The organism is Rhodopseudomonas palustris (assembly GCF_007005445.1).
Taxonomy (GTDB): Bacteria; Pseudomonadota; Alphaproteobacteria; order Rhizobiales; family Xanthobacteraceae; genus Rhodopseudomonas; species Rhodopseudomonas palustris_G.
On the sequence record NZ_CP041387.1, the window covers coordinates 2,481,434 to 2,494,985 of the forward strand.

The 13,552-nt window shown below is 66.6% G+C and carries 10 protein-coding genes and 1 tRNA gene; 4 read left to right on the forward strand and 7 right to left on the reverse strand.

Annotated features, from left to right (window positions below; all coding sequences use genetic code 11):
- The first annotated feature begins 78 nt into the window (after positions 1 to 78).
- Positions 79 to 429 (forward strand): hypothetical protein, encoded by a 351-nt coding sequence (locus FLL57_RS11320; protein WP_047309192.1) that lies wholly within the window; start codon positions 79 to 81, stop codon positions 427 to 429.
- 96 nt (positions 430 to 525) lie between these two features.
- Here FLL57_RS11320 and FLL57_RS11325 read toward each other — a convergent pair whose 3' ends face one another.
- Complete coding sequence (locus tag FLL57_RS11325) at positions 526 to 1,401, reverse strand: DMT family transporter (protein WP_013501972.1); 876 nt, start codon at positions 1,399 to 1,401, stop codon at positions 526 to 528.
- A 231-nt stretch (positions 1,402 to 1,632) separates the two neighbouring features.
- A complete protein-coding gene (locus tag FLL57_RS11330) occupies positions 1,633 to 2,076 on the reverse strand; it encodes a hypothetical protein (protein WP_013501971.1) in 444 nt (147 codons plus the stop codon).
- Between the two features lie 192 nt (positions 2,077 to 2,268).
- Between FLL57_RS11330 and FLL57_RS11335 the strand changes: the two genes are divergently transcribed.
- The 3 genes from FLL57_RS11335 to FLL57_RS11345 all read left to right on the forward strand — a co-directional run bounded on the left by FLL57_RS11335 (position 2,269) and on the right by FLL57_RS11345 (position 5,417).
- Positions 2,269 to 2,345 (forward strand) — tRNA-Arg (locus FLL57_RS11335).
- 508 nt (positions 2,346 to 2,853) lie between these two features.
- Entirely contained in the window at positions 2,854 to 4,872 is a 2,019-nt protein-coding gene (locus FLL57_RS11340) for a methyl-accepting chemotaxis protein (RefSeq protein WP_142882934.1), read from the forward strand.
- A gap of 194 nt (positions 4,873 to 5,066) precedes the next feature.
- Positions 5,067 to 5,417: a GrlR family regulatory protein gene (locus tag FLL57_RS11345; protein WP_047309194.1), complete on the forward strand. Its 351-nt coding sequence runs from the start codon at positions 5,067 to 5,069 to the stop codon at positions 5,415 to 5,417.
- A gap of 116 nt (positions 5,418 to 5,533) precedes the next feature.
- Here the strand turns inward: FLL57_RS11345 and FLL57_RS11350 are convergent, their stop codons facing one another.
- From FLL57_RS11350 to FLL57_RS11370, 5 genes are all read right to left on the reverse strand, one after another.
- Complete coding sequence (locus FLL57_RS11350) at positions 5,534 to 8,236, reverse strand: PAS domain S-box protein (protein ID WP_142882935.1); 2,703 nt, start codon at positions 8,234 to 8,236, stop codon at positions 5,534 to 5,536.
- A 183-nt stretch (positions 8,237 to 8,419) separates the two neighbouring features.
- Entirely contained in the window at positions 8,420 to 10,594 is a 2,175-nt protein-coding gene (locus FLL57_RS11355; protein WP_142882936.1) for a PQQ-dependent dehydrogenase, methanol/ethanol family, read from the reverse strand.
- Between the two features lie 151 nt (positions 10,595 to 10,745).
- A complete protein-coding gene (locus tag FLL57_RS11360) occupies positions 10,746 to 11,537 on the reverse strand; it encodes an NUDIX hydrolase (RefSeq protein ID WP_142882937.1) in 792 nt (263 codons plus the stop codon).
- A 4-nt stretch (positions 11,538 to 11,541) separates the two neighbouring features.
- Positions 11,542 to 12,495, reverse strand: a complete 954-nt coding sequence (locus FLL57_RS11365) for a dihydrodipicolinate synthase family protein (protein WP_142882938.1) — start codon at positions 12,493 to 12,495, stop codon at positions 11,542 to 11,544.
- A gap of 84 nt (positions 12,496 to 12,579) precedes the next feature.
- On the reverse strand, positions 12,580 to 13,440 hold the full coding sequence (locus FLL57_RS11370) for a MaoC family dehydratase (RefSeq protein ID WP_142882939.1): 861 nt from the start codon (positions 13,438 to 13,440) through the stop codon (positions 12,580 to 12,582).
- Positions 13,441 to 13,552: the final 112 nt, after the last annotated feature.

Consider the following 13,552-nt stretch of genomic DNA (forward strand, 5'->3'; position numbering starts at 1 on the left):
CAACTGCGGTTGGCAGCGTTACTAATTTCGCGAATCGGCTATCGTCGGGGTTATCTGCAAACCCTTTGGGGGATCAACATGGACGACGACAAGCCGATGATCGAGCAGGTGGGCGAGGTGATCAACGAGGTCACCGACGCAGCCAAGACCGCAGTCAAGAAGGCGCGCAAGGCCGCCAAGAAGGTGAAGGCCGACGTCAAGAAGGCCACCACGAAGGCGACCAAGAAGGCAGGCAAGAAGGCTGGTAAGAAGGCCGCCAAGAAGGCGGCGAAGAAAGCCAAGCCGGCCAAGAAAGCCGCCAAAACGGCGCCGAAGAAAGCCAAGAAAGCTGCGAAGAAAGCCGCCAAGAAGACGGCCAAGAAAGCCGTGAAAAAGGCCAAGAAGGCGGCGCCGAAGAAGGCCAAGAAGGCCAAGAAATCCAAGCGCTGAGCGTTTCATCCGCGTCGGCCAGCGAAAGCCTCCGGAAGAGTTCGCCGGAGGCTTTTTGCTGTTCTCCGGCAGCAGCCGCGCGCGCCGCCTGCCCGCCTATGCCTTCGCCCGATTGACCAGGAACACCGCCGCCGCGCAGATCGCCATGCCGGCGATCGACACCGCGTCGAGTGTCTCGCCGAACAGCACATAGGCCATCAGCGCTGTCACCGCCGGCACCAGATAGAACAGGCTCGCCACCGAGGTGGCGGCGGAATGCCGGATCAGCCAGTACAGCAGCCCGATCGAGCCGATCGACAGCACCACAACCAGCCATCCCACCGCCAGCACGAACTCCGTGGTCCAATCGACCACACGGGTCTCGAACAGCGCGGCGCCGACGGCGAACAGCGCCAGCGCGGCGAGAAACTGGATGATATTGCCGGCGCGCCAGTCGATGCCGCTGCAATAGCGCTTCTGGTACAGCGTCCCGATGGTGATGCCGATCAGCGCGCAGGCGGAGGCGAACCAGCCCCAGCCGACGTCGCCGGTCAGGCTGCGGCCGTGCAGGATCAACAGCGTGCCGCCGAGACCGAGCCCGAGCCCGAGCCATTGCAGCGGCGTGACGCGCTCGCCGAGCCAGCGGTTGGCCAGCGTCGAGGTCAGGATCGGCTGCAGGCCTGGGATCAGCGCCGACAGCCCCGCCGGCACCGAATGCGCGATCGCGATCGAGGTGCCGGCCAGATAGACGCCGTGCACCAGAAGCCCGGCGACGACGCTGTGGCCGACGCCGGCGAGGCCCGGCCATTGCGGCCGGGCGATCGCGGCGATCACCGCCATCAGCGCCACCACTGCCACCATCCGGATCGACAGATAGGTCAGCGGCTCCGCTCCGGTGAGCGCGTATTTGGTGCCGACGAAACCGGTGCTCCACAGCACCACGAACACGGCCGGCGCCGCACGGGCGGCGAGGTTCTCTGCGTTGCGGTTCATTGTCTCCCCGAGAGCCCGATCGTGGATGACGGGCGCGGCGCGGTCGCGCGCCCGTCCATGCCACGCCGCGGCCGTTGCAGCCAGAGAAGATCGTCCTCGTCGGGTACGGCGCCTCGCTCCATGCGCCGGCGCGTTGATATCCCGGTGGCCGAGCCGCGATCGGCTCGCCGGGAGGTGACACGGGTTCAGGGGATCTTTCGCCGATGCGGCCGGCTCAGACGGCCGGCGTGCTCAATACTCTTCCGGGCAGGGATCGACGATCTTCCACAGATCGACGCCGTTCTTGATCTTCTTCATCTCGGTGGTCAGGCCGCCGTTGCGGGCGAGCCAGTCCTTCACCGGCTGCGGATAATACGACATCAGCTCCGAGGTGCCTTCGAGGCTGGTGACCTTGATGCCGAAGGTGAACGCCTTGTCGTAATAGGCCTGGTGAAAGCCGAGGCTGGCGCGTGGGGTGACGCAGATCTTGTTCGGCGGCACGATTCCGAACACCAGGGTGCAGGCCGAATTGCAGATGCCGTCGATGATGACCCGCTCGCGGCGCTCGCGGATGCGCTGGTACTTCGCCTTGTACTCCTCGACGTAACCGCCGTGATCCCGCGTGATGCGAAGATCGGCGTGTGCCGGCGCCGCCAGCAGGATCAACGGCAGCAGCAGCGAGAACAGCTTACGCATGGTTCGGTCGAAACCCGTGGCGACAAGGGAGCGGTCCGGCAACGGCCGGGAGCGACACTTTGGCCCAGTTTGGTTTGCGCGACGTTAATGCGCACATTCCGGCGAAATCATGGGAGCCCCTCCCCCTTGTAAGCACCTGCGAAAGTGAGGTATTCGAAAGTCCCCGCCGGGCGGCACGCCCCGCCCGGCCCCGCGCTCGTAGCTCAGCTGGATAGAGCATCGGATTTCGATTCCGAGGGTCGGAGGTTCGAATCCTTCCGAGCGCGCCATTTTTCGCGACAGCGCATTCCACGACCTCGTCGATCCGCCGCGCGGTCTTCGGCGCGTGGATATTCCGGCGATCAGGGCGACGGCTGCTCCGTCGACATGCCATCGGTCGCGGCAAGGATCTTCGGCGTCTCCGCTCCCCCATCCGTCCGGTCCCGCCCGACGATCTGAACGACGACGGCGCCCCCATCGCATCCGCGCCCGACGTCGGGGCACCGGGATAGACGACATTGAATCGTACCGTTGGGAATTCACCGCGGGCGCAATCGGCCGAACAAACCGACCGGCTTCGCGGGCTCACTCGAAAAGCGCCTGCAAGCGCCAGACAGTGCCCGCCGCGACGGACCGAGAGCCACCCGCGCACCGGCCCTATCCGCGACAACTGATTAGCACGAGCAAACACTGGTACTCATACGAAGCGCTGGTTTCACACACTGCTAATCGATTTCTTCCAAGTCTGGGCCGCACCGACGTCGCGACAGCGATCGCCTTCCTCTGGGGTTCTCGACCATGAAATTCGACCGAATCGGAAACAAGCTCGGGCTCGCCGGTGTCGTCGGCGTCCTGCTCGCGGGCGGCATGCTGATCAACCAGATCATTGCCGAGCGCAATATCACCGCCGCCAACAACCTCGCCGACGGCCAGCAGTTCATCAACGAGCACACGCTGGAGGCGAATATAGCTCTGCGACGGATGCAGCTCGCGGTGCGCGACATCCGGCTCGCGAAAACTCCCGCCGAGATGGAGAAGCCGATCGCGTCGCTGGCGGAGATGAGCACTCGCACCCAAAAAGAACTCGAGTCGGCGGCTTTGCGGGCCGTGAAGCCGGAGAACAGGCAGCGGCTCGAGAAGATCAGCGCGCTCGCGAAGGAGTACGAGACCCAGGCCAGTGCTCAGGTCAAGACCATCCAGCAGGCGTTCGCAATGGCCGCCAAACGAGACCTGGTGTCGAGCGAATGGCGCAAGTCGTTCGAAGCCCTGAAGGCTTCTCCAGTGGTCGCCGCCAACCGTATCGAGATCGAGCGGGCGATGTACGAAGCCGATTCGCATTACAACGCGATCCGCGCGGCGAACTGGCGGTACACCGCGAGCGGCGACGACAGCCAGAGGAAAGTCATCGAACTACGCGCCGCCGCCTTGAACGAGGCTCTGGTCCGGCTGCGCAATATCTCCGGCGACAAGGCGCTCACGACAGCCGCGGACCAGCTCTCGGCCGACGCCAAGGCGTTCGTCGATATGGCCAATGAGGCGGTGAAGCTGGACGGCATCAGGAACGAGCAGTCCGCCGCGATGCTGACGACCGCCGGGCAGATGGGCCCATTGATGCGCGAAGCGGTGGACGTGTCGAGCAAGAGCTTCCGCGGCGCCAAGGATAGCGCCGAAGCCGAACTCGCCCAGGCCAACCGCGTCAGCTTCCTCGCCGCGAGCGCCGTGATGCTGGCGCTGATCGGCTCGGTGATCTTCACCTTCCTCGGCGTCGCCCGTCCGCTGACGCGGCTGAACGGCGCGCTCGGCCGCATCGCGGCCGGAGAACTCAATGCCGAAATCCCCGGCGCGACCCGCGGCGACGAAGTCGGCGACATCGCCAAGACCGTGGTGGTGATCAGCAAGAACGCCGAGCAGAAGGCACGCGAGGAAGCCGAGGCACAGGCCAAGCAGGAGCAGATCGCGGCGCAGCGCCGCAAGGCAGAGATGATCCAGCTCGCCGACAGTTTCGAAGCCGCCGTCGGCGAGATCGTCGACACGGTGTCGTCGGCCTCGACCGAACTCGAAGCCTCCGCTTCGACGCTGACATCGACCGCCGACCGCTCGCAGGAGCTCACCACCATGGTGGCGGCCGCCTCCGAAGAAGCCTCCACCAACGTGCAGTCGGTAGCGTCGGCCACCGAGGAACTGTCGTCCTCGGTCAACGAGATCAGCCGTCAGGTCCAGGACTCCGCGCGGATGGCCAATGAAGCGGTCAGTCAGGCCCGCATGACCAACGATCGAGTCGGCGAACTGGCGACGGCGGCGTCCCGGATCGGCGACGTCGTCGAACTGATCAACCAGATCGCGGGGCAGACCAATCTGCTCGCGCTCAACGCCACCATCGAGGCGGCGCGCGCCGGCGAAGCCGGACGGGGCTTCGCGGTCGTCGCGTCGGAAGTGAAAGCGCTGGCGGAGCAAACCGCGAAGGCGACCGGCGACATCAGTCAGCAGATCTCCGGCATCCAGGCCGCGACCCAGGAATCGGTCGGCGCGATCCGCGACATCAGCGGCACTATCGAGAAGCTGTCGGAAATCGCCTCGACCATCGCGTCGGCTGTCGAGGAACAGGGCGCCGCGACCCAGGAGATCTCCCGCAACGTGCAGCAGGCCGCGCAGGGCACCCAGCAGGTCTCCTCGAATATCAACGACGTGCAGCGCGGCGCCACCGAAACCGGCTCGGCGTCGGCGCAGGTGCTGTCCGCGGCCCGGACGCTGTCCAGCGACAGCAACCGGCTGCGCAGCGAGGTCGGGCGCTTCCTCTCCACGGTCCGCGCCGCGTAGCACGCTACGCAAACCTCGACGGGCCGCGCGTCCTGCCGCTCAGGCATCGACCGCGGCCCGTCGCTTTGGCGCAGCGCCCCGCCGCCGCCAACGGCCCCTCGGCTTCGCGCGTTCCTGTCACGTTGACGGCGATCGGCCGGCTTTGGCATAACAGGCTTGCGCCTTCGCGATGTTGCGGCGGCGCGGGGGACGCGATGAGGAACGGGCTGTATTCGATCCATGCCGATCTGCTCGACGGCCGCTCCGGCAAGGGCAGCGGCGTGGTGCTGTTCCGCGACGGCAAGATCCTGGGCGGCGACGCCTATCTGTTCTACGTCGGCAGCTATGTCAGCACCGGCGACAGCTTCAAGGGCGAAGTCACCGTCACCCAGCACACCCCGAGCCCGGACGCCAATCCGCTGTTCGGCGGCCAGAAGGAACCGGTTGGCATCGGCGTCACCGGCACCTCGACCGGCGACGCGGCGGTGATGAACGGCACCGCGCTGGTCGGCAAATCCAGCCAGATTTTCCGCGCGACGCTGCGCCGGCTGGCCGACGCCGACTGACCGCGGCAAGCGGCGGCACGCCGACCTGGGCCGTATCCGCCGCCGCAGCCACCTGCCCTTGCGCGCTTTCTTTCGCGTTCCTTGCGCGTTTCCTTGCGCTCTTCCTTGCGGCTTCCCTACGACGCCGACGCCGCTGCTCGTTCGGCATGTTCCTGCGGCGCTATCCGCGGCAGCGTCATCAGGATGCGGGTGCCGTTGCCGGGCTCGGAGTCGAGTTCGAGCCGGCCGCCGAGCCGGTTGGTGACGATGTTGTAGACGATGTGCAGGCCGAGCCCGGTGCCGCCCTGGTCGCGCCGGGTGGTGAAGAACGGATCGAAGGCGCGGCGGCGAACGTCGAGGCTCATGCCGCAGCCGTCGTCCGCATAGGCCACCACGACGTGGTCGTTGCCGGCCGCCCGCACCTCGATTTCGACCGTGCCGGCGCGGCCGTTCGGAAACGCGTGCGCCACCGAATTCAGGAACAGATTGGTCAGCACCTGACCGTAGGGGCCGGGATAGGAGTTCATCGTCAATCCGGGCTGGCACTCGACGTTCAGCGTCAGATTGTGTTTGCGCAGGCCCGGCCGCAGGCTCATCACCACCTGCTCGGTGAGATCGCCGAGATCGAACAGGCGCTGATCGGAGTAGTTACGGTCGGCTGCGACCTGCTTGAACGACTGGATCAATTCGGCGGCGCGGTTGAGATTGGCGACGAGCTGAGACGAGGCGTCGCGGGTGGTGTCGAGAAATTCGTTGAGACGCGAGCGCTTCAGCTCGCCGCGCGCGACTTCGGTGGCGAACACCGCGGCCTTGCGCTCAAGCGCCGAGGCCACCGTCAGGCTGATGCCGACCGGATTGTTGACCTCGTGGGCGACGCCGGCGACCAGCCGGCCGAGCGCGGCGAGCTTTTCGGCTTCGATCAGCGACTGCTGGGTCTCGCGCAAATTCCGCAGCGCCGCTTCGGCCGCATCCTTGGCCTGGCGCATTTCGAGCTCGCCGCGCTTGCGTTCGCCGATGTCGAGCGCCACCGTGACGATCCGCTCGATCCGGCCGTCGGCATCCTTCAGCGGCATCTTGTTGACCAGCCACTGCCGCGTCGCGCCTGTGGCGTCGCGATACTCCTCCTCGTAGAAGCCGAGCCCCTCGCCGGTTTCCAGCACGCGCTTGTCGTTGGCGTCGGTCTTGTGCGAGCCGAACCGCGACATCAGCTCGGCGGTGGTGCGGCCGAGCGCGTCCTGCGGATCGATACCGAACACGCCCGCCATGTAGCGATTCATCAGCACGTAGCGCAGCTCGGTGTCCTTGACGTTGATCACCGCCGGCACCGTGTCGATCACCTGCTGCAGCAGCAGCCGGCTCTCGGCCACCGCCTGCTCGGCGCGCTTCTGGTCGGTGATGTCGCGCACCGCGCCTTCGTAGCGGATGACGTTGCCGGCCTCGTCGCGGACCGCACCTGCGCTGTCCGACAGCCACAGCACGTCGCCATTGCGTTTGCGCGCCTGATACTCGAATTCGCGCACCATGCCGTCGCGCTGCATCAGCTCGCGATATTCCTCGCGCTTGGCCGGATCGATGTAGATCGTGGTGGTGACGTCGGCGGTGGCGCGGATCAGCTCGGCGGGATCGTCGTAACCCATCATCCGCGCCAGCGCCGGATTGGCGTTGAGCAGCGCGCCGTCCGGCGTGGTGACGTAGATGCCGTCGATCGAGCCTTCGAACAGCTTGCGATAGCTCTCTTCGGCGAGCCGCTGCTCGGCGAGCGCCCGCACCGCCGCCTCGCGGGCGCTGTCGGCTTCGACCAGGGTCCGGCGGAACACTTCGGCGGCGCGGGCGATGTCGCCGATCTCGTTCCTGACGTCGGTGGCCGGGATCGCGGTGTATTGCTGGCCGGCCGCCAGCGAGCGGATCGCCCGGGTGATCGCCGTCAGCGGCCCGACGGTGCGGCGAACCACGAAGGCGGCCGCCACCCAGCCGACCAGAACGCCGGAGATGCCGAGCACGATACTCTGCCACTTGTCCTCGGTGAGGGTGCGGGCGAGATCGCGCGACAGCACCTTGCCGCGGCGGGCGGCGGCGTCGCGGAGCAGTTCGGTGACCTTGCCGATCAGCCGGCCCTCGGTGCCGAGCACGTCGCGTTCGAGATCGGCGATCTCCTGCTCCGCCGCCGCAGTCTCCGCGATCACACCGGCATAGTCGCGAACCGAACCGGCCGCGCCGACCTCGCCGATTGGCAGCGCGCGCATCCGACGGGCCGCATCGCTGGCGCCCATCAGATCGCGCGACAGCAGCGCCGCGGCGACCTTGATCTGCGCCGAATGCAGCTCGCCGGCGAGCTTGCGGTCAGACAGCCCGGCGACGGCGGCCTCGAAGCGCTCGCGCAGCGCCGGGATCTTCGCTACCAGTTCGCCGCGGCGCTGCATCAGCTCGGTGATGCGCTGCAGGCCGTCGCGATAATTGGTCAGGCGTTCGGTGACGCCGTCGAGCATCTCCTGCTGATCCGGCCCGAGTTCGAGTCGGGTCTTTTTGAGGAGTTCGGTGAGCGCCGAGGCCGCCGCGAACACCTTGCCGGCGGGCTGGGCGGCCGGCTCGGTCACCGCCTGACGGGCGGCGAAGCGCAGATCGCTCATCCGCCGCTCGATCTCTTCGGCGAGGTCGCCGACGCTCTGCAGCCGCTGCAGCTCGCCGAAGGTGCGGTCGATGTGCCGGATCGCCACCACACTGCCGATCGAGGTGGCGGCGATGATCGTCAGCAGCAACAGGAAGCTGCCGAACGTCATCTGTCCGATCGAGAGCGTGCGCGTCCTCAGGCTCCGGATGAACGATGAAACGGCGTTTGGCATGCGGACGAGACCGGCGCTCCCTGTGTGGGCAAGATCCTCCCACACTTGTACCGCCAAGAGTACCGCGTCGGTGCGCCGGCAACAATCGCCGAAGGCGGGCCGGCAGCGGCGGCTGCCGGGTCGGCTGTGACGGAGACGGCCGCCGCCCGGTACAGGCCGGGCGGCGCCGGAGATCGCTGGCCGCTATTTCTTCGGCCGGATCGCGTCCGCGGTGCCCTGGATGAAGGCCTGGATCTTGACCACGTCGGCCTCGGTCAGCTTGCCGGTGAAGTCCGGCATGCCCTTGTCGCGGAACGGCCCCTTGAACACGATGTCCTTCAGGTGGACGATCCGGTCGGTGGTGGAGTAGCCGAGGTTCTTGACGTTGCCGCCGCGGTCGACGCCGGGCACGCCGTGGCAGGTGGCGCAGGCCGCGACGTAGATCGCCGTGCCCTCCGCGACATCCTTCGGATCATATTCGACCCCGGTGAGCAGATTGCCCATCTGGTACTTGGCGAATTCCGGCATCTTGGCCTTGCCGCCGACCGCGAAGGTGTACACCGTGCCCGGCGCCTCGGTCTCGGTGGCGCGGGCGCTGATGCCGAACACACCGCCCCAGCCGACCGCGATCGAGACGTATTGCACGCCGTCGACCATGTAGGTCGCAGGCGCCGCCACCGCGCCGGTGCCGAGCGGGCTCTCCCACAGCTTCTCGCCGGACTTGGCGTTGTAGGCCACCAAGCGGCCGTCAGCCGTGCCCTGGAATACGAGGTTGCCCGCCGTGGTCAGCGTGCCGCCATTCCAGGGCGAGACGTATTCGGCGCGCCAGGCTTCCTTCTGCTGCACCGGATCCCACGCCACCAGCCGGCCGAACGGCAGGTTCTTGGGCGGCACCGCGTTCAGCGTGAAACCGACATTCCAGCCGGTGGTCGAGCCGAACTTGAACGGCTCCATCTTGTTCTGGGTGAGCGCCTTCTCGCCGGTGAGATTGACCGGCACGCCCTGCGCCGGCAGGTACACCAACCCGGTCTGCGGATTGAACGACATCGGGTGCCAATTGTGCGCGCCGTAAGGCCCCGGGATGCTGTCGAAGGATTTGTCCGGCGAGCGCGCCTCCGGATTTTCGATCGGGCGTCCATTGGTGTCGTAGCCGGTCGCCCAGTTCACATCGACGAAGTTCTTCGCCGAAATGAACTTCCCGTCGGTGCGGTCGATCACGAAGAAGAAGCCGTTCTTCGGCGCGTGCAGGATCACCTTGCGCGGCTTGCCGTCGATCGCGATGTCGGCGAGGATCATCGGCTGGGTCGAGGTGTAGTCCCAATTGTCGCCGGGCGTCTCCTGATAGTGCCAGACGTATTTTCCGGTGTCGGCATTCAGCGCCACGATCGAGGCGAGGTACAGATTGTCGCCGCCGGACGGGCTTCGGAGGTGACGCGCCCAGGGCGAACCGTTGCCGGTGCCGACATAGATCAGGTTGAGATCGGGATCGAACGTGATGGTGTCCCACGCGGTGCCGCCACCGCCGTTGACCCACCATTTGCCGGCCGGATCCCAGGTCTTGGCCGCCTTCTCCATCGACTCGTCTTCGAACGGCTTGCTCGGATCGCCCGGCACCGTGAACCAGCGCCATGCCTGCTTGCCGGTCTCGGCGTCGTAGGCGGTGACGTAGCCGCGCGCGCCGTATTCGGCGCCGCCGTTGCCGATCACCACCTTGCCGTTGAACACCCGTGGCGCGCCCGTGATGGTGTAGGAATGCTCATGGTCGATCAGCGTGTCGATCTCCCACGCCTTGCTGCCGGTCGCGGCATCGAGCGCGATCAGCCGACCGTCATAGGCGCCGACGAACACCTTGCCCTTGTACAGTGCGACGCCGCGGTTCACGACGTCGCAGCAGCCGCGGTAACCTTTCGCGCGATCGACCTTGGGGTCGAACGTCCACAGCCTCTTGCCGGTGCGGGTGTCGATCGCGTGCACCACGCTCCACGACGCGGTGACGTACATGATGCCGTCGACCACCACCGGCGTCGCTTCGACGCCGCGCTCGGAGCCAAGGCTGTAGCTCCATTGCAGGCCGAGCTGCTTGACGTTGTCGGTGTTGATCTGGTCGAGCTTGCTGAAGCGGGTCTCGGCGTAGTCGAGGCCGTAGCTCGGCCAGTCCTTGGTGGTCTTGGCGTTGGCGACGATCGCCGCACTGTCGACCGCGCCCGTCACCGCGCGGATGTGCGCGGCGGAGCCCTTGGCGTCTTGCGCGGCGGCGACCGCCGGAGACAGCAGCGCAGCCATCAGCGCCGCTGCGCCGAGCCGCCTCGCAACTAATCCTATCGCGGGTTGTTGGACAGGTCGGATCGCAGTCCGCACCGCATCAGCAGGCTTCCTCATGCATTAGCTCCCTACTCGGCCTCTTGCCGGGCCGAGCGGAAGTGTTGCGCGCAGTCGGGGGAGCGTCAACCAGAATGCGGACGAGATGCAGATGCAGTTACTATCTCGCAATGCAATGCGGCGCGCTGCATTGCGATGCCGCGGCTGCGAACTAAGCGCCGGAGAATTCGAACAGCTCGCCGTCGTAGCCGGCTTCAGCCGGAATCCGCAGCAAACGCTTGTCGCCGTCCTTGCTCATGATCGGCAGCACGGTGACGATGCTCTGCGCACGGGCGTGATCGAGCGCCGCCGCCACGCTCGGCTGCTGGCCGAGCCGGATCAGATTGCGGGTGGTCGGAAACGGCAGCGTGAAGCGACCGCTGTCGCCGCCGTCCAGCGCCTCGCGCGGCGACAGCCAGATCGAATCGGTGGTCTCCCAGCCGTCATGCATGCCGAGCTGTTCGGGTGGCGCCTCGGCCAGGAAGAACCAGGTGTCGAACCGCTTCGGCAGCTTCTCCGGCGTGATCCAGTGCGCGTAGGGCACCAGCAGATCGAGCGCCAGCATCAGTCCGTTGTCGGCCAGGATCTGCGCGAACGCGATATGGCCGTCGCACAGCGCCTTGCGGTGCGCCGCCTCGATCTCGGCGGCGCGCGCCGCTGCTACCAGAGCGTCGCTGCCACGCGGCCGCGCCAGCAGGATGCCGCTTTCCTCGAAGGTCTCGCGGATCGCCGCGATCCGGAATTCCAGCGCCGGGCCGACCGAGGCATCGATGCCTGTATAGAGCTCCGGCCGGGCGACGATGTCGCGATCACCGGCATCGACGCTGCCGCCGGGAAACACCAGCGCCCCTGAGGCAAACTCGACCTGATAATTCCGGACCATCATGAACACGTCGAAGCCGGCCGCGGCTTGGCGCAGCAGCACGATGGTCGATGCGGGACGCGCGGCAGCCTCAACGGTCATGGTGTTACTCCGCAGCCTTGCTGCGCGGCTCGAGATCGGCGCGTTTGTCGACCCGCGCCAGCCGCGACAGCAGATAATCGACTTCTTCGCGTGCCGTGTCGGTCAGGCTCGCGCCCGGCTTGCGCTGCGCGCTCGACGACAACAGCCCACGCTTCTTCAGCACGTATTTGCGGACCGACAGGCCGACGCCCTGCTGATGCTCGTAGCGGATCAGCGGCAGATGCGCGTCGAACAGGTTGTGGGCGAGATCGCGCTGGCCGGCCTTCGACAGCTTGACGACGTCCACCAGCATGTCCGGGAAGCAGTAGCCGGTCATGGCGCCGTCGGCGCCGCGCTCCATCTCGAAGTCCAGGAACATGCCGCCATTGCCGCACAGGATCGACAGCGGCCGCAGCGATCCGTCCTTCTGGAAACCGCGCAGCGTGGTGATCTTCTCGAGCCCCGGCCAATCCTCGTGCTTCAGCATCACGCAGGACGCGCTGTCCATCACGATCTGCCGGATCACTTTCGGGGTCATCACCACCGACAGCGTCAACGGATAATCCTGCAGCACCCAGGGCACGTCGTCGCCGATCGCCTCGGTAGCCTGGCGGAAATAGGTGGTGATCTGCTCGTCGGTGCGCAGCGATGGCGGCGGCGCGATCATGACGCCGGCCGCGCCCGCATCCATCGACAGCCGCGCAAGGCGGCGCATCGCGGCGAAGCCCGGCGCCGAGACGCCGACGATCGTCTGCATCGACTTGGCGCGCTTGATGAAGCGGCTCGCCACCGCCTCGGCCTCGGCCGCATCGAGCTTCGGCGCCTCACCGAGAATGCCGAGCACGGTGACGCCCTCACAGCCGACCTCCGCGTAGAAATCGGTCAGACGATCGATCGACACGTCGTCGATCTTGCCGTCGTCGTGGAACGGGGTCGGCGCGATGGCGAAGGTGCCTGCGGCTTCCGGGGTCAGTCTCATAGGCTCGGCCTTTCTTCAGAGAGCGCGACCACCGATACCACCCCGAAAGGCCCGAGTCTGCCGTCCTTCCGCGCAGATCCGCCCTCAGCCGAGTACGGAGCGGCCGCTCTTGATCACCGTGACGCCACGCGCCTTCACCCGCGCTTCGAACGAGATCACATTGCCGTCCTTCCACATCTCCATGGTGACGGTCTCGCCCGGATACACCGGCGAGGAGAACCGCACCGCGTGCTGCTTGAACGCCGACGTATCGTAGTCGGCATAGGTCTGCAGCACGCCGCGGCAGGTCAGGCCGTAGGTGCACATGCCGTGCAGGATCGGGCGTGGGAAGCCGGCCTTCTGCGCGAACTCGGGATCGGAATGCAGCGGATTGCGGTCGCCGCACAGCCGATAGATCAGCGCCTGATCCGGCCGGGTCGAGATGTCGACGCTGCGGTCGGGCGCACGGTCGGGCATCTTGTGCGGCTCGGGCTGCTCCAGCGCCGGGCCGCCGAAGCCGCCGTCGCCGCGGGCGAAACGCGATGCCAATAGGGTCGCCAGGGCCTCGCCTGCCTCGTCGCGCAGGATGGTCTGGTGACGAATCACCACGCCCTTGTCCTTGCCCTTGTCGTACACTTCGACGACGCTGGAATCCGCCGTGATGTTCGCCGCCACCGGCATCGGCTTGTGGAAGGTGATGTCGCGCTCGCCGTCGACCACCAGCAGCCGGTTGAGATTCATCTCGCCCGGACCAGCGCCCCACGCCGCGACCGACGCGAAGGTCGGCACCACTTTCAACGGACGCTCGGTGTAGGTCGCCTCGTTGACGAAGGCGAGCTCCTTCTCGTCCATCGGATCGGCGCCCATGCCGATGCCGTAGGCATAGAGCATCACGTCGCGATCGGTGTAGCTGTACTTCTGCCCCGTCGTCTTCAAGGCCATCAGTTCATCGTAGCGGGCCGACATTGGCTTCTTCCCTTGTTCTTGTCTTTCGTATCGTGATCCTCATGGTGAGGAGCGCGCTGCGCGCGCGTCTCCAACCATGAGGATGGAACGCAGTGCGATTGTCACATCCTTC